Here is a 26407-nt window from a genome sequence, read left to right as displayed (position 1 = left end):
TGCCGGGCACCGGCCGCCGCTCCGCTCACATGCTGGCGATCAGCCGTTCCACCCGCTCGTCGTAGGCGCGGAACGGGTCCTTGCAGAGCACGGTGCGCTGCGCCTGGTCGTTGAGCTTCAGGTGCACCCAGTCCACGGTGAAGTCGCGGCGCTTCTCCTGGGCGTGCCGGATGAACTCGCCGCGCAGCCGGGCCCGGGTGGTCTGCGGCGGCGTCTCCTTCGCCTCGAAGATCTCCGGGTCGGTGGCCACCCGGTCCACCTGCCCGCGCCGCTCCAGCAGCCCGTACAGGCCGCGGCCCCGGCGCAGGTCGTGGTACGCCAGGTCCATCTGGGCGACCCGCGGGTGCGACAGCGGCAGGTCGTGCTTGCGCTGGTAGCGCTCGATCAGCCGCAGCTTCGTCACCCAGTCGATCTCCCGCGACACCGGGTCGAGGTCGCCGCTCTCCACCGCGGCCAGCACCCGGCCCCAGAGCTCCACCACCCGCTTGGCGGTCTGGTCGCCGCCCCGGCGCTCCACGAACTCGGTCGCCTTGGCCAGGTATTCCTGCTGGATGTCCAGCGCGCTGACCTCCTTGCCGGAGGCCAGCCGCACCTTGCGCCGGCCGGTGATGTCGTGCGACACCTCGCGGATGGCCCGGATCGGGTTCTCCAGCGACAGGTCCCGCATCACCACCCCGGCCTCGATCATCCGCAGCACGATGTCGGCGCTGCCGACCTTGAGCAGCGTGGTGACCTCGTTCATGTTGGAGTCGCCGACGATCACGTGCAGCCGGCGGTAACGCTCGGCGTCGGCGTGCGGCTCGTCGCGGGTGTTGATGATCGGCCGGCTGCGGGTGGTCGCCGAGGAGACGCCCTCCCAGATGTGCTCGGCGCGCTGGGAAAGGCAGTAGACCGCCCCGCGCGGGGTCTGCAGCACCTTCCCCGCCCCGCAGATCAACTGCCGGGTCACCAGGAACGGAATGAGCACGTCGGCGAGCCGGCCGAACTCGCCGTGCCGGGAGACCAGGTAGTTCTCGTGGCAGCCGTACGAGTTGCCGGCCGAGTCGGTGTTGTTCTTGAACAGGTAGATCTCGCCCGCGATGCCCTCGTCGTGCAGCCGCTTCTCGGCGTCGATGAGCAGGCCCTCCAGGATCCGCTCACCGGCGCGGTCGTGGGCCACCAGGTCGGTGACCGAGTCGCACTCCGGGGTGGCGTACTCCGGGTGGGAGCCCACATCCAGGTAGAGCCGGGCCCCGTTGCGAAGGAACACGTTGCTCGACCGGCCCCACGACACGACCCGGCGGAAGAGGTACCGGGCGACCTCATCGGGGGACAGCCGCCGCTGCCCGCGGTACGTACAGGTGACGCCGTACTCGGTCTCGAGGCCGAAGATTCGCCGCTCCATGATGTGACATTAGCCGCCCGGGGGCCCGGTTCGTCACTGTCACACCACAGGTCGTGCTCTCCGGTCGATCAAATCCCGTCCGAGTACGACATTCCGTCCGGCCGCAGCCCCGCCACGAACGAACGGCAGGCCCGGTAGTCGGGGAGCAGCCCCGAATCGCGGACCTGCGCCAGGGTGGGCGCGGCGGCGTCCCGGGCGGAGAGCCGGGGCCCGTCGGCCGGCCACTCGATGGCCAGCTCCGCGTCGAGCGGGTGCACCGCGTGCTCGGCGGCCGGATTGTAGGTGGCGGAGCAGAGGTAGCTCAGCGTCGCGTCGTCGGTCAGCGCGCAGAAGCCGTGCCCCAGACCCTCGCTGAGGTAGACCGCCCGCCGGTCGACGTCATCGAGCCGGACGCCCTCCCAGCGGCCGAAGGTCGGCGAGCCGACCCGCAGGTCGACGGTCACGTCGAGCACCGCGCCCCGCACGCAGGTGACGTACTTGGCCTGGCCGGGCGGGACGTCGGCGAAGTGGATGCCGCGCACCACGCCGCGCGCGGAGACGGAGAGGTTGCCCTGGGCCAGGCGCAGCGGGTGGCCGACCGCCTCGGCGAGCGCGTCGAAGCGGTACCACTCCACGAACAGCCCGCGCGGGTCGCCGTGCTGCTGCGGGGTGATCTCCCAGGCGCCCTCGACGGAGAGCTGACGGATCTTCACCGCGCCCCACCACGCCGGGCGGCCAGCAGGCTGAGCAGGTATTCGCCGTAGCCGCTCCTGGTCAGCGGCTCGGCCAGGGCGGCCAGCTGCGCGTCGTCGATCAGGCCGGCCCGCCAGGCCACCTCCTCGACGCAGCCGATCTTCATGCCCTGCCGCTCCTCGATCACCCGGACGAACTCGGCGGCCTGCATCATCGAGGTGAAGGTGCCGGTGTCCAGCCACGCGGTCCCCCGGTCCAGCACGGTCACCGACAACTCGCCGATCTCCCGGTACGCCTCGTTCACCGCGGTGATCTCCAGCTCGCCGCGGGCGCTCGGGGTGAGCTTGCCGGCGATCTCCACCACCCGGTTGTCGTAGAAGTACAAGCCGGGGACCGCGTAGCGCGACTTCGGCCTCGCCGGCTTCTCCTCGATCGAGAGCACCCGACCGTCGGCGTCGAAGTCGACGACCCCGTACGCCTCCGGATTGGCCACCGGGTACGCGAAGACCCGACCGCCGGACAGATCGGCGTTGCCGGCCAACTGCCGGCCCAGACCGACGCCGTGGAAGATGTTGTCCCCCAGGATCAGCGCCACCGACTGGTCGCCGATGAAGTCCGCGCCCAGCACGAAGGCCTGCGCGATGCCCTCCGGGCGGGCCTGGCTGGCGTACTGAAGGCGCAGCCCGAACTGACTGCCGTCGCCGAGCAACCGGACGAACTGGTCCTGGTCCTCCGGCGTCGTGATCACCAGGATCTCCCGCACTCCGGACAGCACCAGGGTCGACAGCGGGTAGTAGATCATCGGCTTGTCGAAGACCGGCATCAGCTGCTTGGACACGGCGCGGGTGATCGGCCACAGCCGGGTCCCGGTGCCACCAGCGAGAAGGATTCCGCGCACCGGGGGAGCGTACCGGTAGCCGTCCAAACCGGACACCGACCGAGGGTCCGCACTTCGCGTACACTTCCGGACCCGTGAGGGTTCTCGTCACCGGCGGAGCCGGATTCATCGGGTCGCAGTACGTGCGGATGCTGCTGGGTGTGCCCGGCGGCGACGCCTCCGGCGAGCCCACCGCGGTCACCGTGCTGGACAAGCTCACCTACTCCGGTAACCTGGCCAACCTCGCGCCGGTCCGGCAGGACCCCCGGCTGCGCCTCGTGCAGGGCGACATCTGCGACCCGGCGCTCGTCGACGAGGTCGTCGCCGGGCACGACGTGGTCGTGCACTTCGCCGCCGAGTCGCACGTCGACCGCTCGATCGCCGGCGCCGCGCCCTTCGTCACCACCAACGTGCTCGGCACCCAGACCCTGCTCGACGCCGCCCTGCGGCACGGCACCGGCCGGTTCGTGCACGTCTCCACCGACGAGGTCTACGGCTCGATCGACGAGGGTTCCTGGACGGAGACCTCACCGCTGGCACCGAACTCCCCGTACTCGGCCTCCAAGGCCGGCTCGGACCTGCTCGCGCTGGCCTACCACCGCACCCACGGCATGGACGTCGTCGTCACCCGCTGCTCCAACAACTACGGGCCGTACCAGTTCCCGGAGAAGATCATCCCGCTGTTCGTGACCAACCTGCTCGACGGCGGCACCGTGCCGCTCTACGGCGACGGTGGCAACGTCCGGGACTGGTTGCACGTGCACGACCACTGCCGGGGCATCGCGCTGGTCCAGCAGAAGGGACGCGCCGGCGAGGTCTACCACATCGGCGGCGGCAGCGAGCTGAGCAACAGGGAGCTGACCGGCCGGCTGCTCGAGGCGTGCGGCGCCGGCTGGGACCGGGTCGTCCCGGTCGCCGACCGCAAGGGCCACGACCGCCGCTACTCGCTGGACATCGGCAAGATCAGCGCCGAGCTGGGGTACGCGCCGAGCATCGACCTGGACCGGGGCCTGGCCGAGACGGTGCGCTGGTACCGGGAGAACCGGGCCTGGTGGGAACCGCTGAAGGCGAAGCCGGGCGCGTGACCCGGATCCTCGTGACCGGCGCGGGCGGCATGCTCGGCGCAGACCTGCTCGCCGTCCTCGGCAGTCGACGCGACCTGAAGGTGACCGCGCTCACCCGCGACGAGCTGGACATCACCGACGCCGACGCGGTCCGCGCCGCCGTCGCCGGGCACGACGTCCTGGTCAACGCCGCGGCGTGGACCGACGTCGACGGCGCCGAGGCGGCCGAGGCGGCCGCCACCCGGGTCAACGGCGACGGGGTGGCGAACCTCGCCGCGGCCGGCGCCGAGACCGGCGCGCGGCTGCTGCACGTCTCCACCGACTACGTCTTCCGCGGCGACGCGACCACCCCGTACCCGGAGGACGCGCCGACCGACCCGGTCAACGCGTACGGGCGCAGCAAGCTCGCCGGCGAACGCGCCGTCGCCCGGCTGCTGCCCGACACCGGGTACGTCGTCCGCACCGCCTGGCTCTACGGCGCGCACGGCCCGAACTTCGTCACCACCATGCTCCGCCTGGCCGGCCAGCGCGAGCACCTCGACGTGGTCGACGACCAGCAGGGCCAGCCCACCTGGTCGTACGCCCTCGCCGCCCAGCTGGTCGCGCTCGCCGACGCGGCGCTGGCCGGCCGAGCCCCCGCCGGCGTCTACCACGGCACCTGTTCCGGCGCGACCACCTGGTACGGCCTGGCCCGCGCGGCCTTCACCCTGGCCGGGCTCGACCCGGAACGGATCCGACCCACCACCAGTGACCGGTTCCCGCGTCCGGCCACCCGACCGACCTGCACCGTGCTGGGGCACGACCGCTGGGCCGTCGCCGGTCTGCCCCCGCTGCCGAACTGGCACGACAGCCTGACCGACGCCTTCGACTCCACCGTCCCGCCCACCCGGTGGAATGCCGCGTGAAGCGGCCCTGATCTGCTCGCCTCCGGCGTCAGCCTCGGGCTCCTCAGGCAAGGCGGCCGGGACGCACCGGTGTCCCACGACGGTCACCCGAAGCCGCCCCACCACTCGTCCACCCCGCCCGGCCGGGGCCTACCCCGGCCGAGACGGACCGCGGGGCCGGGAGAACTCCCGACCCCGCGAAGCGGACATCATTCCTGCGGGCCGTGGGCCCACCGGTCACTCCAGGTCGGCGGAGCCGGCGGAGCTGGTCGGCTTGCGCGACTCCTCCGTCGGCACCGTCGGCGTGTTCGCCCGCCCGTCCTCCGGCGCGACGTCGGCCGAGGCGTCCCCCTCGAGCAGCCCGGTCAACGCCGCCCCGGTGACGCGGCGGAAGGTGCGCCCGACCCGATGCCGGTCCAGCACCGCCACCTCGAGCTGGTTGGCCGCGATGGTCCGGGCCGCGCCACCCTCGCCGCCGACGCTGCTCAGCGCCCGTACGGCGACCTTGACGGCCTCGCTGAGCGACATGTCCGGGCGGTGGTCGGACTTGAGTACCCCCGTGATCGCCTCGGCCTGCCCGCCCATCGCCATCCGGCCCGGCTCGTCGTTCACCGAGCCGTCGTAGGTGATCCGGTACAGCTCGTCGTCCTCGGCGGTGGCGCCGACCTGGGAGACGCAGATCTCCACCTCGAACGGCTTGGACTGCTCGGTGAAGATCGAGCCCAGGGTCTGCGCGAACGCGTTGGCCAGGGCCCGCCCGGTCACGTCCCGCCGGTCGTAGCTCAGCCCGTTCAGGTCGGCCATCCGCACCCCGGCCCGGCGCAGGTTCTCGAACTCGTTGTACCGGCCGACCGCGGCGAAGCCGATCCGGTCGTAGATCTCACTGACCTTGTGCAGGGCGCTGGAGAGGTTCTCCGCGACGAAGAGCACCCCACCGGAGTAGCTCAGGACCACCGCGCTGCGGCCCCGGGCGACGCCCTTGCGGGCCAGCTCGGAGCGGTCGCGCATGATCTGCTCGGGCGAGGCGTAGAACTGCATGGCCACGGCGGCGGTTCTCCTTCGGCGCTGTGCTGAGTACTGCTGACTGGTGGGCGGGAGCGGGAAGCGGGATCAGCCGCCCGGGTTCTCCATCCGACCGGCGACGACCCCTTCGGCGACGGCCGCCGTCTCGGCGTCGGTGAGCCGGTGCGTGCCCTCGGCCGTCGCCGTCATCACCACCGGGTAGATCCGACGGGTGAGGTCCGGGCCGCCGGTGGCGGTGTCGTCGTCGGCGGCGTCGTAGAGCGCCTCGACGGCGAGGCGGACCGCGTCGTCGATGGAGAGCCCGGCGCGGAACCGCTTCTTCAACGCGGACCGGGCGAAGATCGAACCGGAGCCGATCGCGTCGTAGCCGGTCTCCTCGTACGGTCCACCGGTCACGTCGAAGCTGAAGATCCGCCCGGCCTTCGCCGGATCGCTGGCCGCCAGGTCGAAGCCGGCGAAGAGCGGGATCACCGCGAGGCCCTGCATCGCCGCGCCGAGGTTGCCGCGGATCATCGAGGCGAGCCGGTTGGCCTTGCCGTCGAGCGAGAGCATCGCGCCCTCGATCTTCTCGTAGTGCTCCAGCTCCACCTGGAACAGTCGCATCAGCTCGATGCCGATGCCGGCGGTGCCCGCGATGCCGACCAGCGAGTACGCGTCGGCCGGGTGCACCTTCTCGATGTCCCGCTGAGCGATCAGGTTGCCCATGGTGGCCCGCCGGTCGCCGGCCATCACCACACCGCCGGCGGCCGAGATGGCCACGATGGTGGTGGCGTGCGGAGCCAGGTCGGCGGCCATGCCCGGCGGCAGCGGCCGTCGGCCGGGCAGCATCTCGGGGGCCACCCGGCTCAGAAAGGCCGTGAAGGAGGACGTCCCCGCGTTGGTGAACACATCTGGTAGACGCCCGGATGGATCAAAACCCGCTGCCACGTGGTTCCTCTCAGGTACGTGATCGCCCTGGCCAGCCTCGTGGGACTGTCACGGAACTGGCCAAGACCACCGTTGCAGTTGAAGCAGAGTATCCCGCGCACCCATCCGGTGCGATGATCGTGGTCCAGATGTTGCGGGTCCGCGCCGCCGCAGATCGCGCAGACCCCGCCCTGCTCGGCCAGGAGTTCCTGGAACTCCTTCTCTCCTATGCCGTACCGCCGCCGCAGGTGGTATTCGCGGGTCCCGCCATAGAGCCGCTGCGCCGTCTCCTTGCCCTTTGCGTTGTGGCAGGGCTTGCAGTATCGGCCGTAGCCTCCTCGGCCGGAGCGGTTCCGCGGAAAGTCGTCAAGGGGCTTGATGGCGCCGCAGTCCGGGCATCGGCGCTGTCCCGCCGGCACCAGCGGCAGCTGGCGCACCTCCCTACCCTGTTGCGCCCTCAGGCGTTTGGCGTAGCTCACCTTGGAGCGGACGTTGAAGCAGGGTTTGCAGTAGCTGCCGCGACCGTCGGGCCGCCTGCTGTTCGCGCAGAACTGATCGAGTGGCTTCCATTCACCGCACTCGCGGCAGCGGCGGAGGCCATCCCGATCATCCAAAGGGCGGGGCATGTCCGAATTAGCCCACTATGCCCTATTGGCCCCCTTTCTGTACATAGCCCCGGACAAATTCCTCGGCGTTCTCCTCGAGGACGGAGTCGATCTCGTCGAGCAGGTCATCGACGTCCTCGGTGATTTCGGCGTGCCGCTCGGCGACCTCCGGGTTCGCCTCGGTGGTGACGTCCTCGGTCTCCTCGCCCTGCCGGGACTTGCCCGACTGCGACTGCCCACCGCTGTCACGAGTGGCCATGACTGCCTCCTCCACGATCGCCTGGCATGAAATCTACCCCGTTGGGGCGACAGGAAGCGCCCGCGTCAGCCGTGTTCGCCACAGGCGGACGGGAGCAGTCGCACCACGCCGGGTGGCGCCATCGGAGCACCCCGGCATGGCGTACCGCCGGTCGGCCGCGGCGGTACGCTGCGGCCACCCGGACCGGTACACCATGCCGCGGCGCGACGGTGCCGTAGGCATTACCGGCACTCAGTGCCCGGTCAGCATCTCCAGCAGATCCTTGGCGCTCGCGCAGCGGTCGAAGAGCGCGCCGACGTGCTTGCGGGTGCCCCGTTCCGGTTCCATCATCGGCACCCGGACCAGCGACTCCCGGCCGACGTCGAAGATGACCGAGTCCCAGCTGGCCGCGACGACCTCGGAGGCGTACTGGCCGAGGCAGCGACCACGGAAGTAGGCCCGGGTGTCCTCCGGCGGCTCGGTCATCGCGGTGCGGGTCTGCTCGTCGGTCAGCAGGGTCTTCATCGCCCCGCGGGAGACCAGCCGGTGGTAGAGGCCCTTCTCCGGCCGGACGTCGGAGTACTGGAGGTCGACCAGTTGGAGCTTGTGCGAACCCCAGCCGAGCTTCTCCCGCTCCCGGTAGCCCTCCAGCAGCCGCAGCTTGGCCACCCAGTCCAGTTCGTCGGCGCAGAGGAAGGCGTCCCGGCCGAGCCGGTCCAGCACGCTCTCCCAGCGGTCCAGCACGTCCACGGTCTGCGCGTCCACGTCGTCGCCGTAGCGGTCGTCCACGAAGGACCGCACCCGCTCCAGGTACGCCCACTGGACGTCCAGGGCGGTCAGCCGCCGCCCGTCACGCAGCCGCATCAGGTGCTTCAGCGACGGGTCGTGGCTGACCGCGCGCAGCTCACCCACCGGGTCGGCGATGCCGAGGTCGGCGCCGAGCGCCTTCTCCTCGATCATGGTGAGGATCAGCGCGGTGGTGCCGACCTTGAGGTAGGTGGAGATCTCCGAGAGATTCGCGTCGCCGATGATGACGTGCAGCCGGCGGTACTTGTCGGCGTCGGCGTGCGGCTCGTCGCGGGTGTTGATGATCGGCCGCTTGAGGGTGGTCTCCAGCCCGACCTCGACCTCGAAGAAGTCGGCGCGCTGGGAGATCTGGAAGCCGCTCTGGCCGCCGTCCTGGCCGATGCCGACCCGGCCGGCGCCGGCGAAGATCTGCCGGGTGACGAAGAACGGCGTCAGGTACGTGACGATGTCGGCGAACGGGGTCTGCCGCCGCATCAGGTAGTTCTCGTGCGCGCCGTAGCTGGCGCCCTTGTTGTCGGTGTTGTTCTTGTAGAGGTGGATCGGGTGGGTGCCGGGGATGGTGGCGGCCCGGCGGGACGCCTCGGCCATCACCCGCTCCCCCGCTTTGTCCCAACGGACCACGTCCAGCGGGTTGGTCACCTCGGGAGTGGAGTATTCGGGGTGGGCGTGGTCCACGTAGAGCCGTGCCCCGTTGGTGAGTATCACGTTGGCCAGGCCGAGGTCCTCGTCGGCCAGCGCCTCCGCCGGGTCGTAGGCGGCGCCCGAGTAGGTGAAGCCGCGCGCGTCGCGCAGCGGAGACTCCTCCTCGTAGTCCCAGCGGGCCCGGCCGCCACGGTTGAGCTCCGGGCGCGCCCCGTACGCGTTGACCACCTGCGACGAGGTGACCATCGGGTTGGCCCCGGCCTGGCCGGGCACGGAGATGCCGTACTCGACCTCGGTGCCCATGATCCGTCTAACGCTCATCGACCCACCCGCTCCACTCGCCCGACCGGTCCCCCGTCACGTCGAGCGTAGTCCGCCCCCGGCCGGTGCAGGACGCAGGCGCGGCGGGCGGGCGCGATCCGTGATCGTGTCGTCGCCCGCCGGGGTGCGCGGCCGGCCGGTGCCGGCCTGGTCGGCGCCGGTCGGGCCGCTGCCCGAAGTGGAGGCCCGGGCGACCGGCCGACGCGGTGTGCCGGGGCGTACGGAACGGGGGCGCCCGCCGTGGCGGACGCCCCCGAACGCTGTCGGGTCAGAGGTACTGACCGGTGTTGCTGGCGGTCTCGATGGACCGTCCGGCCTCCGCGCCCTTGCCGCCGGAGACGAGCGTACGGATGTAGACGATCCGCTCGCCCTTCTTGCCGGAGATCCGGGCCCAGTCGTCGGGGTTGGTGGTGTTGGGCAGGTCCTCGTTCTCCCGGAACTCGTCGACGCAGGCGTCGAGCAGGTGCTGCAACCGCAGCCCCTTGCGTCCGGAGGTGAGGAACTCCTTGATGGCCATCTTCTTGCCGCGGTCGACGATGTTCTGGATCATCGCCCCGGAGTTGAAGTCCTTGAAGTAGAGGACTTCCTTGTCGCCGTTGGCGTAGGTCACCTCGAGGAAGCGGTTCTCCTCGGTCTCGGAGTACATCCGCAGCACGACCGCGTCGATCATCGCCGCCACGGTGGCCTGAGGGTCGCCGCCGTGCTCGGCCAGGTCGTCCGGGTGCAGGGGCAGCCCGGAGAGGATGTACTTGGAGAAGATGTCCTTGGCCGCCTCGGCGTCCGGCCGCTCGATCTTGATCTTCACGTCGAGCCGGCCGGGTCGCAGGATGGCCGGGTCGATCATGTCCTCCCGGTTGGAGGCGCCGATCACGATGACGTTCTCCAGCCCCTCCACGCCGTCGATCTCGCTGAGCAGCTGGGGGACGATGGTGTTCTCCACGTCGGAGGAGACACCGGAGCCACGGGTACGGAAGATCGAGTCCATCTCGTCGAAGAAGACGATGACGGGAGTGCCCTCGCCCGCCTTCTCCCGGGCCCGCTGGAAGATCAGCCGGATGTGCCGCTCGGTCTCGCCGACGTACTTGTTGAGCAGCTCCGGGCCCTTGATGTTGAGGAAGAAGCTGGTGTGCTTCTCCTTGCCCTCCCGCTCGGCGATCTTCTTGGCCAGCGAGTTCGCCACCGCCTTGGCGATCAGCGTCTTGCCGCAGCCGGGCGGCCCGTAGAGCAGGATGCCCTTCGGCGGGCGGAGCTGGTGCTCGCGGAACAGGTCGGCGTGCAGGAAGGGCAGCTCCACCGCGTCGCGGATCTGCTCGATCTGCGACTGGAGGCCACCGATGTCGGTGTAGTCGACGTCGGGCACCTCCTCCAGGACCAGCTCCTCGACCTCGCTCTTCGGGATCCGCTCGTACGCGTACGCCGAGCGGGGCTCGATCATGAGCGAGTCGCCGGCCCGGATCGGCGCGCCGATCAGGGTGTCGGCCAGGTGCACGATCCGCTCCTCGTCGGAGTGGCTGACCACCAGCGCCCGGTCACCCGGACCGTCGTCGGGGCCGACCAGGATCTCCTTGAGCATCACCACCTCGCCGACCCGCTCGTAGCCGAACGCGTCGACGATGTTGAGCGCGTCGTTGAGCAGGACCTCCTGGCCCCGCCGCAACTCCGTGGCGTCCAACGAGGGTGAGACGGCGACCCGGAGCTTTCGTCCGCCGGTGAAGATGTCCACCGTGCCGTCGTCGTGTCGCGCGAGGAAGACCCCGTAGCCGCTGGGCGGCTGCGCGAGGCGGTCGATCTCCTCCTTGAGCGTCACGATCTGCGCGCGAGCTTCCTTGAGGGTGCTCACGAGCCGGTCGTTGTTCTCGGTGAGCCGCGCCAACTGTGCCTGGGTGGCCGCCAGCCGCTCTTCGAGCTGCCGGACGTGTCGGGGGCTTTCGGTCAACTTGCGCCGCACCAGAGCGAGTTCCTCTTGAAGGAACGCGACCTGCGTGGAGAGATCGTGGGCCTCCTTCTCCCACCGTGCGGCGCGCGAGTCCGCGTCGTCGCTGCGTGCCACGTCCCACCTCCCCGGGGGGCTTGAACGTTCTGCCCTAACACTAGCCGCTATGAGGCCGATTCGGTCCCACGCAACGCCCTCGTCACCGAACCTTGATCGCAAAGGGCCGCCTCCGGGGCGGGTACCGGCGTTCGGGTACCGTCGGGGCGTGGGACGGGAGAACATGGGGGGTGCACCGGTGGCCGAGGTCGCGACCGACCAGCTGCAGGTCTGGGTGGACCAGGAGCTCTGCACCGGCGACGGGCTCTGCGTGCAGTACGCGCCGGAGGTCTTCGAGTTCGACGTCGACGGCCTGGCGTACGTCAAGGGCGCCGACGGCGAGCTGCTGCTCGCCCCGGGCAGCCGGGTCGACGTGCCCGAGCACCTGCGTCTCGAGGTGATCGACTCCGCGAAGGAGTGCCCGGGCGAGTGCATCCACGTGGTGCGTGGCAGCGACGGCGTCGAGGTGGCCGGCCCGGAGGCCGAGGAGGACTGAGCCGTCCCGGCCGAGGACCGAGCCGTCCCGGCCGAGGACTGAGCCGTCCCGGCCGAGGACTGAGCCGTCCCGGCCGAGGACTGAGCCGTCCCGGCCGAGGACCGAGCCGCCGGCCGCGACGACGCACGGGGGCGACGAACCACGGCGACGACCGACGACAGGGCCGCGGACGACGACGTCGTCCACGGCCCGCACCACGTGTCGCGGCCGCTCAGAGCATCGGGCGGCCGACCACCGACGCGACCAGCCGGGCGAACTCCTCCAGCCGGGCGATCTGCCCCGCCCCGCCGTCGTCGAGGGTCTTGCCGAAGCGCAGCGCGTCGTGCCGGGGCGCGCCGACGACCTCGTCGCCGGGTGGCGCCTCGTCCAGTGAGGTGAGCAGCAGGTACACGTCGATGCTGTCGACCCGGATCTCGCCGTTGTCGGCGCGGGTCAGCCGCCGCCGGCAGCCGACCTCGGTGACCGTGGAGACCGGCACCACCCGCAGCGACGAGGTCATCGCCCCGGGCGGCCCCTCCCCCGGCGGCACGTCCTCACCGTGCCAGAGCACCAGCCGGCTGCCGTCGCAGACGACGACCTCCTGCCAGACCCCGTTCACCTCGTTGACGAAGCGTTCCAGGGTGAACCCGAGCACCGAGGCGCCGCGCAGCACCCCGCCGAGCGCCTCCAGGGCGACGTCCGGGTCGCGCAGGTAGGCCCGCGCGGCCGATTCGAGGTCCTGGTAGGGCGACCAGTCCGGGAACACGGCCGGCAGGTCGCCGCCACCGCCGCCGCCGAAACCCGGCCGACTCATGCCCTCTCCCCCAGGTCGCGCCGCCGACCCGCACCGGCCGGCGGAATCCGCCCGTTCACTCCCAGCCGCCCCGCTCCCCCGTCACGACGCGTCCGTTCCGCCCACCGCGGTCGGTTCCACCTCGGCGGCTCGGGCTGCCGCGGCCTCGCGGGCCGCCGCCGCCTCGCGCAGCGCCTGCTTGCGCTCCGCGTACGCCTCGGCGCCCTTGCTGGGCTTGCGGCGCCGCGGCGGCGCGGTGACGCCCGGGGCGAGCTTACGCGCGGAGACCAGGAACGCGGTGTGCGCGATCATCCGGTGGTCCGGGCGGACCGCGAGGCCCTCGGCGTGCCAGTCGCGCACCAGCGACTCCCAGGCCCGCGGCTCGGTCCAGCCGCCCCGCTCGCGCAGCGCCTCCACCAGCTCGGACAGCTGCGGGGTGGTGGCCACGTACCCGATGAAGACCCCACCGGGCAGCAACGCCCGCTCGACCATGTCGAGGGTCTCCCAGGGGGTGAGCATGTCCAGGATGATCCGGTCGAAGCCGGTCTCCGGGCAGTCGGCGACGTCGCCGACGTGCAGCTTCCAGGCCGGGTGCGGGGCGCCGAAGAACGCCTCCACGTTCCGCTTGGCGATCTGCGCGAAGTCGTCGCGCACCTCGTAGGAGTGCAGCTCGCCGCCGGTGCCGACGGCGCGCAGCAGGGAACAGCTGAGCGCGCCCGAGCCGGCGCCGGCCTCCAGCACCTTCGCACCGGGGAAGATGTCGCCCATCGCGACGATCTGCGCCGAGTCCTTCGGGTAGATCACCTGCGCGCCGCGGGGCATGGAGAGCACGTAGTCCGACAGCAGCGGCCGCAGCGCGAGGAACGCCGTGCCGCCGCCGGAGGTGGTGACCACGCTACCGTCGGGCTGCCCGATCAGCGCGTCGTGCTGCAGGATGCCGCGGTGGGTGTGGAACTCCTTGCCGGGCTCCAGGACGACCGTGTGCATCCGCCCCTTGGGGTCGGTCAGCTGCACCCGGTCGCCAGGGCGGAACGGCCCCCGGTGCACCGGAGGCAGCTCCGGGATGGCGGCGGGCACCGGTGTGCCGGGGTCGGCCGGAACGGCGGAGGGATGTGCTGCGGTCACTTGTTCAACTTCCGTGTGGGTTCGAGGACCTGCGCGAGATCCCCGATGTGCAGAACGCCGATGACATCTTCGCCTGCGGTCACGACGTACTGTGCGCCCGGGTGGGTCTGCACGGCCTCCACCACCCGCTCGCCGTCGAGCTCGACGGCGAGGGTGGGCAGCTCGCTCAGGGGCCGGGCGACGGTGTCCACCGCCACCCAGGGCCGGCGTTCGGCGGGCACCCGCTCCGCCCGGACCGGGTCGACGAGGGCGACCGGCCGGCCGGCGCCGTCGACCACGGTGACGGCCGCGTCCGGCGGCCCCTGCCCGGCGCCGCGACGCTGCGCCTCGGCCAGCGGGGTGCCGGCGGGCACCGCGACGATCGGGCGGGCCAGCCGGCGCAGGTCCACCAGCGGGAAGCGGCGGCTGATCCGGGCGTAGCGGATGGACTGGCCGGCACCGCGCCACATGGTCACGGCGACCAGCAGGAAGAGCGGCAGCGCCAGCGGGATGAGGACCCGTTCGACGGTGAGCGCCACGGCCAGCGCGGCGGTGCCCACGGCGACGGCGCGTCCCGCCCAGCCGGCGACCTCGGTGCCGCGGTGCCGGTCCCGGCTGATCCCCCAGACCAGGGCCCGCAGCGCCCGGCCCCCGTCCAGCGGCAGCCCGGGCAGCAGGTTGAACAGCGCGACGATGACGTTGCTCAGCGCCAGTTGGAGGGCGAGCTGGTGGGCCAGGGTGCGGTCGGGCAGGGCCAGGGTGGCGCCGACGGCGAGCACGCCGAGCACGGCAGAGACCGCCGGCCCGGCCAGCGAGACCTGCAACTCGACCCGGGGGGTGGGCGCGTCGGACTCCATCTCGGTGTAGCCGCCGAGCAGTTCCAGGGTGATCCCGCGCACACCGATGCCGTGGCGGCGCGCGGTCAGCGCGTGGCCCAGCTCGTGCAGCAGCACCGAACCGAGCAGCGACACGACGAAGCCGGCACCGATCAGGTAGCCGCCGAGCTGGGGCAGGTCGAGCTGCCGGCGGGCGAACTCCGCGTACGACACGGTGACCAGGAGGGTCAGCAGCAGCATCGACACGTTGAGGTGCACCGGCACCCCGAACACCCGGCCCACGGTGAGGCCGGGACGTCGCCCGGGCCGGTGCCGCGTACGGGTGCGGGAGTTCACCGGGCCGATGCTACGCCGTGCCGATCATGCCCTGGAGCGCCGATCACGACCCTGTCACACCGGTGGCCTAACCTTCGGGGCATGACGGCGGAACCGGTGATCGACCAGCAGGCCCCTCCCGCGGCGGCGGCGCTGCCCGCCACCGTCCGGGCGTCGCTGTCGCCGTCCCGGGCGGCGGACTTCAAGACCTGCCCGCTGCTCTACCGCTTCCGCAGCATCGACCGGCTGCCCGAGCGGCCCAGCGTGGAGCAGGCCCGGGGCACCCTGGTGCACGCCGTGCTGGAGCGGCTGTTCGACCTGCCGGCGACCGGGCGCACCCCGGACGCGGCCGGCGCGCTGGTCGCCCCGCAGTGGGACCGGCTGGTCACCGAGCAGCCGGAGCTGGCGGCCCTGTTCGACCCGGCCGATGAGGCCGGCACCGCCGAATTCCTGCGGTCCGCCGCGGCGTTGCTGGAGGGCTACTTCGCGGTGGAGGACCCGCGGCGGCTGGAGCCGGCCGAGCGGGAGAGCCTGATCTCCGCGGTCGTCGACGAGCAGCTGCTCATCCGGGGCTACCTCGACCGGCTCGACGTCGCGCCGGACGGCGCGCTGCGGGTGGTCGACTACAAGACCGGCGGCGCCCCGCGGGAGGCGTTCGAGGCCCGGGCGCTGTTCCAGCTGAAGTTCTACGCGCTGGTGCTCTGGCGGACCAGGGGCGTGGTGCCGCGGGTGCTGCGGCTGCTCTACCTCAAGGACGCCGAGGTTCTGGACTACTCCCCGGACGCCGAGGAGCTGCTGCGCTTCGAGCGCACCGTGGTGGCGCTCTGGCAGGCGATCGAGCAGGCCACCCAGCGGCAGGATTTCCGTCCCCGGCCGAGCCGGCTCTGCGACTGGTGCAGCCACCAGGCGCACTGCCCCAGCTTCGGCGGAACCCCGCCGCCGTTCCCGGACCGCTCGGCGTCGGCCGACCCGCTGCGCGACGCCCGCTCCGGTCCCGCCGCCCCCGGCGCCGACGAGTGACCCACCGCCGTGCCGACCCGCGCCACGGGTGACCCGCCACCGCCGGCGCAGGCACCAAGGGTGGAACCGGTCGTGCTGCTTCGGCGGCTGCCCTGGATGGTGACGGCCGGCTGCCCCAGCGTGCTGGGGCAGCCGGCGCCAGCCCGCCGCCGACGCCGGGACCGGCGGTGGAGCGGCACGGACTCAGCCGGTCCAGAGCCCGCTGGCCGCGACGTCCCGGCAGTAGTCGGCGAAGTCGCGAGGTGGTCTGCCCAGAGCCCGCTGCACTCCGTCAGCAAGCTGGGCGTTGCGTCCGTCGAGCACCGTGGTGAACAGGTACGTCAGGAACGAGACGACGTCGCCGGGCACACCGGCCGAGGTCAGCGCGGCAGCGTAGTCCGTCGCGCTGACCGGCACGAACCGAATCGGGCGCCCGGTTGCGGCGGCGATCTCCCCGACCGCGTCCGCGAAGGTCAGCAGGCGTGGCCCGGTCAACTCGTACACCTGACTGGCGTGCCCCGTCTCGGTGAGCGCCGCGACCGCGACGTCGGCGATGTCGTCGGCGTCGACGAAGGGTTCGGCCACCCCCGTGGTAGGTAGGACGACCTCGCCGGCCAGCACCGGCTCCAGCAGATAGCTCTCGCTGAAGTTCTGGCTGAACCAACTCGCCCGGATGATGGTCCATTCGGCTCCGGCGTCCTGAACCACCTTCTCGGAGGCTTGCGCCTCCTCCTCACCCCGGCCGGAGAGCAGGACAAGGCGCCGGACCCCGGTCGACACCGCGAGCTCGGTGAAGGCCCGGATGTCGTCGGTCGCGCCGGCGACCGCGAGATCCGGAAAGTAGGAGACGTACACCGCGTCGACGTCCGACAGCACGGCGGCCCACGTGGCCCGGTCCGCCCAGTCGAACGGGGGCGCGCCGGCGCGGGAGCCAACCCGCACCGGCACCCCGTGCGCGGTCAGCCGATCGACGATCCGACGGCCGGTCTTGCCGGTCCCACCCAGGACCAGGGTCATGGTGTTGCCGCTCATGTCAGGACTCCTGCTGTTGCGGGCTGGGGGACGACCACTCGACGAACTGGACGGTGACACCGCTCGGGTCGGTGACCTGGAACAGGCGTTCTCCCCACGGCTCTTCCCGTAGCGGCATGGTGATGGGGACTCCTGCCGCACGGAGGCGACTCTCCTCGGCGGCAAGGTCGGTGACGGTGAAGGCGACGATGACTCCGCTGGCGTGCTGGTCGCGGAACCCTTCGGGCAGCACGTGCGTCCCGCGACTCAGGAGCACGATGTCGACGGCCGCGTCGGGGTGACCGAGGGAGGCGAAACCGTCGGCGGCCATGCGCTCGGTGAACCCGAGGTGGGTGGTGAAGAAGGCGCTCGATTCCGCCACCTTGTCGACGGTGAGGGAGAGGGTGGTTGCGGTGATCTGCACGCGCGTGCTCCTTGTCATGCCTGAGCGGTGTAGGTCAGGACGGTGACCCCGCTGTCGAACTCCCGGATCGCGGCGGGGGTGAACCGGGTCGGCTGGTACCGGCCGGTGAACAGCGGGATCCCCGCGCCGGCGACGATCGGGTGCCGTTTGATGATCAGCTCGTCGATCTCGCCGAGCAGTTGGCCCGCGAGGTGACCGCCGCCGCACAGCCAGATGTCCGTGCCGTCTTCCTGTTTGAGCTGGCGGACCAGGCCGACCGGGTTTTCCGCGACGACCCGCACCGTCGGGTCGTCGATGGTCAGCGACCGGGACACGACGTATTGGCGCAGGTGCGGGTACGAGCTGGTGGTGCCTACGCTCAGCGTCGGCTCGTAGGTGCCACGGCCCATCACCACCGTGTCGAACCGCCGGTTCGCGCTGTCGACCAGCCCGAAGTGTTCCCGGAGGTGCACCGGAATCGTCTCCGGGAGCTCCGCCGCGAGCGCCGACATGTGATCGCCCTCGTGGAGGAAGCTGTCGTACTGCCCCTCAGGGCCGGCGATGTAGCCGTCGAGGGTCGACGCGACGTAGTAGACGAGTTTGCGGTGGCGCATCGCGCTCCTTCTCTGGGTGGACGAGACACGGGCCAGGGAGCCTGCGGTGGGCCGCGCGGCCGAGACAGGGCACGCGAGCCGGCGGATGCGACGTCCGCTTCTGGAGGTCCTTGATCGGGTCACGGAACCGGTCGTACGGTTCGCTGATCACCATCACCCGGGCGCAGGCCCGCAACAACCCAAGATCCAGAAAGGCTCGATAATCGCTGGGTTATCGGTGGGCATTGTCTGGCCGTCGGACACAGGAGAGCGCTGTGGAACTGCGTGACATCGAGATCTTCCTGACGCTGGCCGAGGAGCTGCACTTCGGGCGCACCGCCGCGCGGATGCACCTGTCCCAGGCCCGGGTCAGTCAGTCGATAGCGAAGCAGGAGCGCCGGGTGGGTGCCGCCCTGTTCGAGCGCACCAGCCGCCGAGTGACGCTGACCCCGATCGGCGCCCGGCTACGTGACGATCTTGCCGTCAGCTACCAGGGCATCCTCACCGCGATCGAGACCGCCGCCGACACGGCGCGGGGCATGGAAGGGACGCTCACGTTGGGCACCATGGGTGCGCTGGCCCAGGCCATCACCGATGTCACCAGCCTGTTCCGCGCTCGGCACCCGCGCTGCGAACTGCGGTTTCGCGAAGTGCACGTCGCTGACCCGTTCACTCCGTTACGCACCGGCCAGGTCGACGTCGCGCTGCTGTGGACGCCGGTCAACGAACCGGACCTGACCGTCGGACCGGTCCTGCGCGCGGACCCGATCATGTTCATGGTCGCCGACAGCCATCCGCTCGCCCGTCGAGGCGAGGCCACCATGGAGGACCTGGGCGACTACCTCGTCGCCCACCCCGCCACCCCCATTCCGCGGTACTGGGAGGAGGCGATCGTGCCGTTTCACACACCGGCCGGCCGGGAGGTGCGGCGCGGACCCGCAGTCAGCACCTGGCAGGAGGTCCTCACCGTCGTGGCGGCCGGCGCCGTGGTGCAACCGGTACAGGTGGAAGCCTCCCGGTACTACCCCTGGCCGGGTATCACCTACCTACCGGTACGTGATGCCCCGACCTGTTCCTGGGCTCTGGTGTGGCGTACAGCCGCACACACGGCCCTGATCGCCGCGCTCGCTCAAGCCGCCCACGACCGTGCGCTTCTTGACACTTGAATCCACCGCCCGGCGCTGGTCCGGATCGGCACGGAGTCCGGCGTCCTGGCGGTGAGGTCACGGACACCGGGCGCGGTCCGGGGCCGGGGCCCGACCGGATCGGGCACGGGCTGGTCGGTATGCGGGAACGGGTGGGCCTCTACGGTGGGACCCTACGGATCGGGCCGCGCCCCGGCGGCGACTTCCGGGTGTACGCGAGGATCTCGGTGGAGCCGGTCGGGGCGGTGTCCGGGTGACCGGGCGGCGGGCCCCGCCGATCCGGGCGGGCCAGCACGACAGGGAGACCAGATGAGCGACGGCGCGGCGGCGGTGCGGCCCGTGCGGCCGGTGCGGATCCTGCTCGTCGACGACCAGCCGTTGCTGCGTACCGGCTTCCGGATGGTGCTAGGCACCGAGGAGGACCTGGACATCGTGGCGGAGGCCGGGGACGGCCAGGAGGCGGTGGAGCTGGCCCGCCGGCTGCTGCCGGACGTGGTGCTGATGGACATCCGGATGCCCCGCATGGACGGGGTGGCGGCCACCCGGGCGATCGTGGCCGCCCGGCTGCCCGTCCGGGTGCTCATCCTCACCACCTTCGACCTCGACGAGTACGTGGTGGGGGCGCTGCGCGCCGGGGCCAGCGGCTTCCTGTCCAAGGACGTGCCGGCGGAGGACCTGGTCACCGCGATCCGCACGGTCGCCGCCGGTGAGGCGGTGGTCGCGCCGCGGATCCTCCGGCGGCTGCTGGACCGCTTCGCCGAGATGCTTCCCGATCCCGCGGCCACCCCGCCGAAGGCGTTGAGCGCGCTGACCGAGCGGGAGCGGGAGGTGCTCGTGCAGGTCGCCCGCGGCCTGTCGAACGCGGAGATCGCCGCCGAGTTGTCGGTCAGCGAGACCACCATCAAGACGCACGTCGGGCACGTCCTGACCAAGCTGAGGCTGCGCGACCGGGTGCAGGCGGTGGTGCTGGCCTACGAGTCCGGCCTGGTCCGTCCGAAGGTGTGAGGCGGCGCGTCCCGGGCCGTACCCGAGGGGTCGCCGGCGGGACGGCGGCGCCGTTGCCGTGGTGACCTACCGTGACCGGAGACGGTGCGGCGCGGTTGACCATCACGTGGCGTGAGGTCCTAGCGTCGGCTCCGACGTCGTCCCGGGGCCTGGAAACACGGTCGACGGGTCGCCGGCTCAGGGACAACCCTGAGCCCGGCTCCGGGCCGACCCGCAGCGGGAAATCCGCCCCGTCTCCGCCCGGAGTCGGACGGATCCCGCCCGGACGGCACAGAGGATTGGGATCAGCCCCACCGACCAGCGGGGGCGATGGGGATACGTAGTCAGACGGAAGAGGTAGATGAATTGACCGCGACGGTAGGCCGGCAGGCGCAGGCCGCGGCCCGGGCGAACGACGTGTGGAAGGTGTACGGCAGCGGCGAGGCCCAGGTCTCGGCGCTGCGGGGGGTCAGCGCGGAGTTCGAACGGGGCCGGTTCACCGCGATCATGGGCCCGTCGGGCTCGGGCAAGTCGACGCTGATGCACTGCCTGGCGGGGTTGGACTCGGTCACCCGGGGCACCGTCGCGATCGGCGACACCACGGTGACCGGGCTCGGCGACTCGGGCCTGACGAAGCTGCGCCGGGACAAGGTGGGCTTCATCTTCCAGCAGTTCAACCTGCTGCCCACGCTGACCGCGCAGGAGAACATCCTCCTGCCGCTGTCGATCGCCGGTCGCAAGCCCGACCCGGCCTGGTACGACACGGTGATCGACACGGTGGGGCTGCGGGACCGGCTGGGCCACCGCCCGGCCCAGCTCTCCGGCGGCCAGCAGCAGCGGGTCGCCTGCGCGCGGGCCCTGGTCGCCCGCCCCGAGGTGATCTTCGCCGACGAGCCGACCGGCAACCTGGACTCCCGCTCCGGCGCAGAGGTGCTGAACTTCCTGCGCAACTCGGTGCGCGAGCACGGCCAGACGATCGTCATGGTCACCCACGACCCGACCGCCGCCGCGTACGCCGACCGGGTCATCTTCCTCGCCGACGGGCAGATCGTCTCGGAGCTGATCGAGCCGACCGCCGACACGGTGCTGGACACCATGAAGAAGCTGGACACGCCCGCCGCCGAGGTGGGCAACTGATGTTCCGGGCAACACTGAAGAGTCTGCTGGCGCGCAAGGTGCGCCTGATCCTCTCCGGCCTGGCCGTGGTGCTGGGGGTCATGTTCGTCTCCGGCGCCTTCGTGCTCACCGACACCCTGGGGCGGTCGTTCGACGCGGTCTTCGCCGACGCGTACGAGGGCATCGACGTCAACGTGGCCGGCAAGCCGAAGGTCGCGCTGAGCGAGGCCGAGGGCGAGCAGGTGGCGGTGCCGATTCCCGCCGCGACGCTGGAGAAGGTCCGCGCCGTGCCCGGGGCCACCGAGGTCACCGGGGTCGTCGCCACCGACGGCGCGCGGCTGATCGGCAGCAACGGCAAGGTGGTCACCTCGTTCGGCCCGCCGCAGCTGGGTGAGAACTGGCTCGGCGAGAGCGACCTGGTCCGGCTCCGCGAGGGCCGGGGGCCGCAGGCCGACGACGAGATCGTGGTCAACGCGTCGTTGGCGCAGGCCGCGAAGGTCAAGGTCGGCGACCGGGTCGGTGTGCTGACCCTGCAGCCGAAGAAGGAGTTCACCCTGGTGGGGGTCTTCGGTTACAGCGGTGACCGGGATTCCATCGGCGGGGTCAACGAGGTCGCCTTCACCACCGGCGTGGCGCAGCAGTTGATGCTCGGGGAGCGGGACGTCTTCAACAGCATCACGGTCAAGACCGCCGACGGGGTGACCGACGAGCGGCTCCGCGACGACATCGCCCGGGCGCTCGGCGCGGACTACGAGGTCAAGACCGGCGAGCAGCTCTCCGCGGAAGCCTCGGCGGGCCTGAAGGAGGGGCTCTCCTTCTTCAACAAGGTCCTGCTGGGCTTCGCCGCGGTGGCGCTGCTGGTGGGGACCTTCCTGATCCTCAACACCTTCTCGATCATCGTCGCCCAGCGCACCCGGGAGCTGGCCCTGATGCGGGCCATCGGGGCCAGCGGCCGGCAGATCATCGGCTCGGTGGTGCTGGAGGCCGTGATGGTGGGCCTGATCGCCTCCGTGCTGGGGCTCGCCGCCGGGATCGGGGTGGGCGCGCTGCTGGCGTACCTGTTCGGGAAGCTGGCGGGTGGGCTCAGCCTGGCCGGGATCGGCGTGCCGCCGGCGGCGGTGATCGGCGCCTTCGCGGTGGGTCTGCTCATCACGGTGGTGGCGGCGCTGCTGCCGGCGCTGCGGGCGTCGCGGATCCCGCCGATCGCGGCGATGCAGGACGTGGCCACGCCGGACCGGCCGCTGACCAAGGTGACGGTGGCCGGTGGGATCGTCACCGCGATCGGCGGGACGCTGCTCTTCCTCGGGCTCAGCGGCAACGCCGGGGGCAGCACCCTGGCGGTCATCCTCGGTGGGGTGCTCTTCGCCTTCATCGGCGTGGCGCTGCTGACGCCGCTGATCAGCCGGCCGGTGGTCGCCCTGCTCGGGTCGATCTTCGCCTGGTCGGTGCCGGGCAAGCTGGGCCGGCTCAACTCCGGGCGCAACCCGCGTCGTACCGCGATCACCGCGGCGGCGCTGATGGTCGGCATCGCCCTGGTCACCGGCGTGACGGTGATCCTCGACTCGGCCAAGGGCAGCATCAGCGCCCTGGCCGAGGACCGGATCAAGGCGGAGCTGGTGATCGCCGGGTCGCAGACCGGGCCGCGGCCGCCGAGCTTCGATCCGACGGTGCTGGAGCGGGCCGCCGCCATTCCGGGCGTCCAGCTGGTCGACGGCGAGTACGGCGACATGGCGGTGGTCAACGGCGACCGGACCTGGGTGGCCGCGTCGAGCAACGTGGCCGCGCTGGAGCGGATCTTCGGGGCGAAGGCCACCGCCGGTGACATCAGTCGGCTCGGGCCGGAGCAGATGCTGCTCAGCTCCGACACGGCGAAGTCCCGCAACCTCACGGTCGGCTCCCCGGTGACGGTGCAGCTGTCCCGGGGTGCGGCCCGGACGTACACGGTCAGCGGGATCTACGAGAGTTCGCAGCTGACCAACCCGGTGGTGCTGCCGGCGCAGGCGGTGCGGGACTTCGCCATCCCGCAGCCGATCCAGGGCTTCGTGCAGCTGGCCCCGGGCGCCCGGGTGGCCGACGTGCAGCCGAAGGTGGAGACGCTGCTCGCGGACAGCCCCGAGGTGTCGGTGGCCGACCGGGCCGCGTTCATCAAGCAGCAGACCAGCCAGCTGGACACCCCGCTGCGGATGATCCAGATCCTGCTGGCGCTGGCCATCGTGATCGCGGTCCTCGGCATCATCAACACCCTGGCGCTGTCGGTGCTGGAGCGGACCCGGGAGCTGGGCCTGCTGCGGGCGATCGGGCTGCGCCGGGCGCAGACCATGCGGATGATCACCGTCGAGGCGGTGGTGATCTCGATCTTCGGTGCCCTGCTCGGCGTGGTGGTCGGCACCGGCCTCGGCGCCGCGGTGGTCCGGGCGCTGAAGGACGAGGGCATCACCGACCTGGTCCTGCCCTGGGGCCAGATGGCGCTCTTCCTCGGGCTGGCGGCGGTGATCGGCGTGATCGCCGCGGTGCTGCCCGCGATCCGGGCGGCCCGGATCAACGTGCTCGGCGCCATCGCCCACGACTGATCGACGAAGACGAGGGGGCCCCGCCGTGTCCGGCGGGGCCCCCTCGTCAGGTCCGGGTCAGGCGGGCGGCTCACCCAGCAGCGCCGCGAGCAGCTCCAGGTCCGCCCCGGTCAGGCTCTCCACCTGGTGCACGCCGTCCGTCGGCGCGATCGGCACCTCCGCCGGCACCGCCAGCACCGCCGCGCCGGCGGCGAGCGCGCTGGCCACCCCGGTCGGCGAGTCCTCGATCGCCACGCACCGCCCGATCGGCACGCCCAGCAGTCGGGCCGCGGTGAGGTACGGCTCGGGGTGCGGCTTGGCGGCGTCGACCTCGTCACCGCAGACCACCGCGTCGAAGCTGTCCCGCCCGAGGGTGTCCAGGGCGACCTCGACCAGCGGCCGGCCGCTGGAGGTGACCAGGGCGGTCGGGATGCCGGCGGCGCGTACCGCGCCGAGCAGGGCGAGCGCACCGGGCCGCCAACGCAGGCCGGTGCGGAACAGCTCCAGGATCCGTGCGTTGATCCAGGCGGCGCTGACCGCCGGGTCCCGCTCGGGCTGGCCGAGGTCGTCGTGCAGGATCCGCATCGAGGCGGCCATGCTGGTACCGATCATCGCGCGACGGGCCGGGTCGGAGAGGCTGCCCCCGTACTCGGCCGCGAGTTCGCGCAGCGCGACGTCCCACAGCTTCTCGCTGTCGACCAGGGTGCCGTCCATGTCGAAGAGCACGGCGGCGGGGTGTGGGCTGCTCAGCGGATCCTCCATCCGTCGGACGACGGCTGTAGATCCTGCCAACCGGCCGGGCGTCGGTCCGCTGCGGCCCGGCCGGCGGTGACGCAGGTCAACAAAGGTCGGGGGTCAGCCGAGGCCGCAGGCGTCCAGGGAGTTCTCGTAGCCGCGGAAGAACGAGTCGCTGCGCTGCTCGGCGGTGCCGTGCGACCCCTCCGCGAACCACGGCTGGTCCGGGTCGTCGCCGACGGCGAGCAGTCCCTCCCGGAACTCGTCGAGGTCGCCCTCGTCCAGCGTGAGGTTCTTGGAGCGCACCGAGTCGCCGAGGTACGCCCCGGCCATGCAGTCGGCCTGGAGCTCCTGCTGGATGGTGAACTCGCTGCGGATGTTCAGCCGCGCCTGGATGCCGTGGGCGTACTCGTGACCGAGCAGGTAGAACACGAACGCGTCGCCCACCTGCCGGAACGCGGCGACGGACCACCTGACGTCGTACGCGATGAAGTCGCCTCGCGAGCAGTAGACGGCGTTGTTGCGGGGCAGCGGCTGCCCGGCGCAGGAGACCTCGCCCTCCCGCTGGTAGGGCACGATCCGGCGGATCGGGCGGAACGACTGCCCCGAGGCCTTGAACTGGGCCGCCCAGTAGCCCTCCGCGATGCGGACCGCGGCGGCGATGTCGCCCTTGAACTCCTCGATGCTGGTGGTGCCGTCCGCCCGGGTGGTTCGCGGGTCGGGCGTGGCCGCCGACCGGGGCTGGCCGGGGGCGGGTTCGCCGGAATCCCGCGGCCCGCTCTCCCCCACGCCGACCGCGCAGCCGGCGGCCACCACGAGCGCCACCAGCGCGGCGGCCAGCCGCCCGCGCGGCTGCCCACCAGAGCGTTGCGTCACGGTTGCCCTCCCCAGGCGTCGCGCCGATGCCGGTCGCAGTACCCCGGCCCTGGGTCGATCATGCCGGGCGGAGGCGGCCGTGACCATGACCGAACGCGTGACGGTCGGCTCCCCCCGGAGCAGGACCGGCACGACCGCCCGGCCGATGTGGCCCGGTCCTGCCACGGCGGGGCGGCGATCGTCAGCCGGGGGAGGTCCGGTCGTCGCGCTGCCAGATCTCACCCTGGCTGGCGTGCCGGCCGGTCTCGTACCGCTGCTGGTCGGCGCGGGCGGCCCGGTCGGCCGCACGGGCCTCGCCGGCGGCCCGACGGGCGCGGTCCCGCCAGAGCACCCAGCCGAACGCCGCCACCGCGAGCAGCGCGAACGCCGTCAGCACCGTCCACATCGTCGTCATGCGCCCACGGTAGGACCCACGAGCCACCGGGCGACCGGCCCGGCCGCCGGGTTGCCCGCCCGGGGCCGGCTGCGGCGACCGGGAGCGCGACGCGGCTCGCCTCCGGCACGGCGCGCTCAGCGTCACCTATTCTCGGGCTGCCGCCGGTCCGGATCGGCCCGCCGGTTCCGACGTCCCCGGTGCACGGCCCGTCCGGGCCGGCCGAGAGGAGTCAGGCGTGAAATACATGATCATGTTGTACGGCTCGCAGCGGGACTACGACGCGATGGCCGGCCGCCCCGGCGACGACCCGCCGCCGATGTCACCGGAACAGGTCGCGGCGATGCACGCCCACATGGAGGCGGTGCACCAGGAGCTGGCCGAGTCCGGCGAACTGGTCGACGCCCACGGGCTCACCGCGCCGGTGCACGCCCGGCGCATCCGGCTGCGCCAGGGCGCGCCGGTGGTCACCGACGGGCCGTACCCGGAGACGCAGGAGGTGCTCGCCGGGTTTACGATCGTCGACTGCGACAGCTTCGACCGGGCCACCCGGATCGCCGCGCGGTTCGTCGACCCCGACGCCGGGGGTGCCTACGTGGACGTCCGCCCGGTCGCCGACGGCATCGAGGACCTGCACTGACCCCGCCC

At 71.9% G+C, this 26407-nt stretch carries 27 protein-coding genes; 9 read left to right on the top strand and 18 right to left on the bottom strand.

Annotated features, from left to right (window positions below):
* Nucleotides 1-25: 25 nt before the first annotated feature.
* From pafA to rfbA, 3 genes are all read right to left on the bottom strand, one after another.
* On the bottom strand, nt 26-1384 hold the full coding sequence (gene pafA / locus V6U79_RS05285; RefSeq protein WP_334532370.1) for a Pup--protein ligase: 1359 nt from the start codon (nt 1382-1384) through the stop codon (nt 26-28).
* Between the two features lie 68 nt (nt 1385-1452).
* Entirely contained in the window at nt 1453-2076 is a 624-nt protein-coding gene (locus V6U79_RS05280; RefSeq protein ID WP_334532373.1) for a dTDP-4-dehydrorhamnose 3,5-epimerase family protein, read from the bottom strand.
* On the bottom strand, nt 2073-2954 hold the full coding sequence (gene rfbA, locus V6U79_RS05275) for a glucose-1-phosphate thymidylyltransferase RfbA (protein ID WP_334532376.1): 882 nt from the start codon (nt 2952-2954) through the stop codon (nt 2073-2075). Before rfbA ends, V6U79_RS05280 begins: the two co-directional genes overlap by 4 nt.
* Nucleotides 2955-3028: 74 nt before the next feature.
* Between rfbA and rfbB the strand changes: the two genes are divergently transcribed.
* Both rfbB and rfbD read left to right on the top strand, forming a co-directional pair.
* On the top strand, nt 3029-4018 hold the full coding sequence (gene rfbB, locus V6U79_RS05270) for a dTDP-glucose 4,6-dehydratase (RefSeq protein WP_334613666.1): 990 nt from the start codon (nt 3029-3031) through the stop codon (nt 4016-4018).
* Nucleotides 4015-4902, top strand: a complete 888-nt coding sequence (gene rfbD / locus V6U79_RS05265) for a dTDP-4-dehydrorhamnose reductase (RefSeq protein ID WP_334613664.1) — start codon at nt 4015-4017, stop codon at nt 4900-4902. The genes rfbB and rfbD overlap by 4 nt, the downstream gene beginning before the upstream one ends.
* A gap of 216 nt (nt 4903-5118) precedes the next feature.
* Here the strand turns inward: rfbD and prcA are convergent, their stop codons facing one another.
* From prcA to arc, 6 genes are all read right to left on the bottom strand, one after another.
* Nucleotides 5119-5925, bottom strand: coding sequence for a proteasome subunit alpha (prcA, locus tag V6U79_RS05260; protein ID WP_334613663.1), 807 nt, complete (start codon nt 5923-5925; stop codon nt 5119-5121).
* A gap of 66 nt (nt 5926-5991) precedes the next feature.
* Nucleotides 5992-6831, bottom strand: coding sequence for a proteasome subunit beta (gene prcB / locus V6U79_RS05255; protein WP_334532388.1), 840 nt, complete (start codon nt 6829-6831; stop codon nt 5992-5994).
* Nucleotides 6750-7247 (bottom strand): endonuclease VII domain-containing protein, encoded by a 498-nt coding sequence (locus V6U79_RS05250; RefSeq protein WP_334613662.1) that lies wholly within the window; start codon nt 7245-7247, stop codon nt 6750-6752. Before V6U79_RS05250 ends, prcB begins: the two co-directional genes overlap by 82 nt.
* A gap of 211 nt (nt 7248-7458) precedes the next feature.
* Nucleotides 7459-7674 (bottom strand): ubiquitin-like protein Pup, encoded by a 216-nt coding sequence (locus V6U79_RS05245; protein WP_091438891.1) that lies wholly within the window; start codon nt 7672-7674, stop codon nt 7459-7461.
* 231 nt (nt 7675-7905) lie between these two features.
* Nucleotides 7906-9423: a depupylase/deamidase Dop gene (dop, locus tag V6U79_RS05240; protein ID WP_442933744.1), complete on the bottom strand. Its 1518-nt coding sequence runs from the start codon at nt 9421-9423 to the stop codon at nt 7906-7908.
* Between the two features lie 268 nt (nt 9424-9691).
* Nucleotides 9692-11473, bottom strand: a complete 1782-nt coding sequence (gene arc / locus V6U79_RS05235) for a proteasome ATPase (protein WP_334532399.1) — start codon at nt 11471-11473, stop codon at nt 9692-9694.
* 178 nt (nt 11474-11651) lie between these two features.
* On the opposite strand from arc, the gene V6U79_RS05230 reads away from it, so the two are divergent.
* Nucleotides 11652-11948 carry a ferredoxin gene (locus V6U79_RS05230; RefSeq protein WP_334532430.1) on the top strand — a complete coding sequence of 99 codons (297 nt, stop codon included), beginning with the start codon at nt 11652-11654 and terminating at the stop codon, nt 11946-11948.
* Nucleotides 11949-12159: 211 nt separating this feature from the next.
* On the opposite strand, the gene V6U79_RS05225 is transcribed toward V6U79_RS05230, so the two are convergent.
* The 3 genes from V6U79_RS05225 to V6U79_RS05215 form a co-directional block, all read right to left on the bottom strand.
* Nucleotides 12160-12741, bottom strand: a complete 582-nt coding sequence (locus V6U79_RS05225; RefSeq protein ID WP_334532401.1) for a hypothetical protein — start codon at nt 12739-12741, stop codon at nt 12160-12162.
* Between the two features lie 81 nt (nt 12742-12822).
* Nucleotides 12823-13797, bottom strand: a complete 975-nt coding sequence (locus V6U79_RS05220) for a tRNA (adenine-N1)-methyltransferase (protein WP_334532432.1) — start codon at nt 13795-13797, stop codon at nt 12823-12825.
* A 44-nt stretch (nt 13798-13841) separates the two neighbouring features.
* Nucleotides 13842-14900: a site-2 protease family protein gene (locus V6U79_RS05215; protein ID WP_334613844.1), complete on the bottom strand. Its 1059-nt coding sequence runs from the start codon at nt 14898-14900 to the stop codon at nt 13842-13844.
* A 177-nt stretch (nt 14901-15077) separates the two neighbouring features.
* On the opposite strand from V6U79_RS05215, the gene V6U79_RS05210 reads away from it, so the two are divergent.
* Nucleotides 15078-15995, top strand: coding sequence for a RecB family exonuclease (locus V6U79_RS05210; protein ID WP_334532403.1), 918 nt, complete (start codon nt 15078-15080; stop codon nt 15993-15995).
* Nucleotides 15996-16178: 183 nt separating this feature from the next.
* On the opposite strand, the gene V6U79_RS05205 is transcribed toward V6U79_RS05210, so the two are convergent.
* Genes V6U79_RS05205 through V6U79_RS05195 form a run of 3 tightly spaced genes read right to left on the bottom strand, consistent with a single transcriptional unit; the run spans nt 16179 to nt 18002 of the window.
* Nucleotides 16179-17006: an NAD(P)H-binding protein gene (locus V6U79_RS05205; protein WP_334613661.1), complete on the bottom strand. Its 828-nt coding sequence runs from the start codon at nt 17004-17006 to the stop codon at nt 16179-16181.
* A gap of 1 nt (nt 17007) precedes the next feature.
* The gene (locus V6U79_RS05200; protein WP_334532408.1) at nt 17008-17409 is read right to left on the bottom strand and encodes a VOC family protein; all 402 of its coding nucleotides are present in this window, start codon (nt 17407-17409) and stop codon (nt 17008-17010) included.
* 14 nt (nt 17410-17423) lie between these two features.
* Nucleotides 17424-18002 carry a dihydrofolate reductase family protein gene (locus V6U79_RS05195; protein WP_334613658.1) on the bottom strand — a complete coding sequence of 193 codons (579 nt, stop codon included), beginning with the start codon at nt 18000-18002 and terminating at the stop codon, nt 17424-17426.
* 254 nt (nt 18003-18256) lie between these two features.
* Between V6U79_RS05195 and V6U79_RS05190 the strand changes: the two genes are divergently transcribed.
* The 4 genes from V6U79_RS05190 (at nt 18257) to V6U79_RS05175 (ending at nt 23796) form a co-directional block, all read left to right on the top strand.
* Complete coding sequence (locus V6U79_RS05190; RefSeq protein WP_334613656.1) at nt 18257-19147, top strand: LysR family transcriptional regulator; 891 nt, start codon at nt 18257-18259, stop codon at nt 19145-19147.
* Between the two features lie 288 nt (nt 19148-19435).
* Nucleotides 19436-20131 carry a response regulator gene (locus tag V6U79_RS05185; protein WP_334532417.1) on the top strand — a complete coding sequence of 232 codons (696 nt, stop codon included), beginning with the start codon at nt 19436-19438 and terminating at the stop codon, nt 20129-20131.
* Between the two features lie 345 nt (nt 20132-20476).
* Complete coding sequence (locus V6U79_RS05180) at nt 20477-21247, top strand: ABC transporter ATP-binding protein (RefSeq protein ID WP_334532420.1); 771 nt, start codon at nt 20477-20479, stop codon at nt 21245-21247.
* Entirely contained in the window at nt 21247-23796 is a 2550-nt protein-coding gene (locus tag V6U79_RS05175; protein WP_334613654.1) for an ABC transporter permease, read from the top strand. Before V6U79_RS05180 ends, V6U79_RS05175 begins: the two co-directional genes overlap by 1 nt.
* 57 nt (nt 23797-23853) lie before the next feature.
* On the opposite strand, the gene V6U79_RS05170 is transcribed toward V6U79_RS05175, so the two are convergent.
* The 3 genes from V6U79_RS05170 to V6U79_RS05160 form a co-directional block, all read right to left on the bottom strand.
* Entirely contained in the window at nt 23854-24501 is a 648-nt protein-coding gene (locus tag V6U79_RS05170) for an HAD family hydrolase (RefSeq protein ID WP_334613843.1), read from the bottom strand.
* 129 nt (nt 24502-24630) lie between these two features.
* Complete coding sequence (locus V6U79_RS05165; protein WP_334532439.1) at nt 24631-25386, bottom strand: neutral zinc metallopeptidase; 756 nt, start codon at nt 25384-25386, stop codon at nt 24631-24633.
* A gap of 181 nt (nt 25387-25567) precedes the next feature.
* Nucleotides 25568-25780 (bottom strand): hypothetical protein, encoded by a 213-nt coding sequence (locus tag V6U79_RS05160; protein WP_334613652.1) that lies wholly within the window; start codon nt 25778-25780, stop codon nt 25568-25570.
* A gap of 226 nt (nt 25781-26006) precedes the next feature.
* Here V6U79_RS05160 and V6U79_RS05155 point away from each other — a divergent pair, with 226 nt between their 5' ends.
* Nucleotides 26007-26399 (top strand): YciI family protein, encoded by a 393-nt coding sequence (locus tag V6U79_RS05155; RefSeq protein ID WP_334613842.1) that lies wholly within the window; start codon nt 26007-26009, stop codon nt 26397-26399.
* The last annotated feature ends 8 nt before the right edge of the window (nt 26400-26407 follow it).

It is taken from the genome of Micromonospora psammae (assembly GCF_036902725.1).
In the GTDB taxonomy this organism is placed as follows: domain Bacteria; phylum Actinomycetota; class Actinomycetes; order Mycobacteriales; family Micromonosporaceae; genus Micromonospora.
The sequence above is the reverse complement of the archived record's forward strand: the minus strand, read 5'-3'. Positions and strand labels throughout refer to the sequence as shown.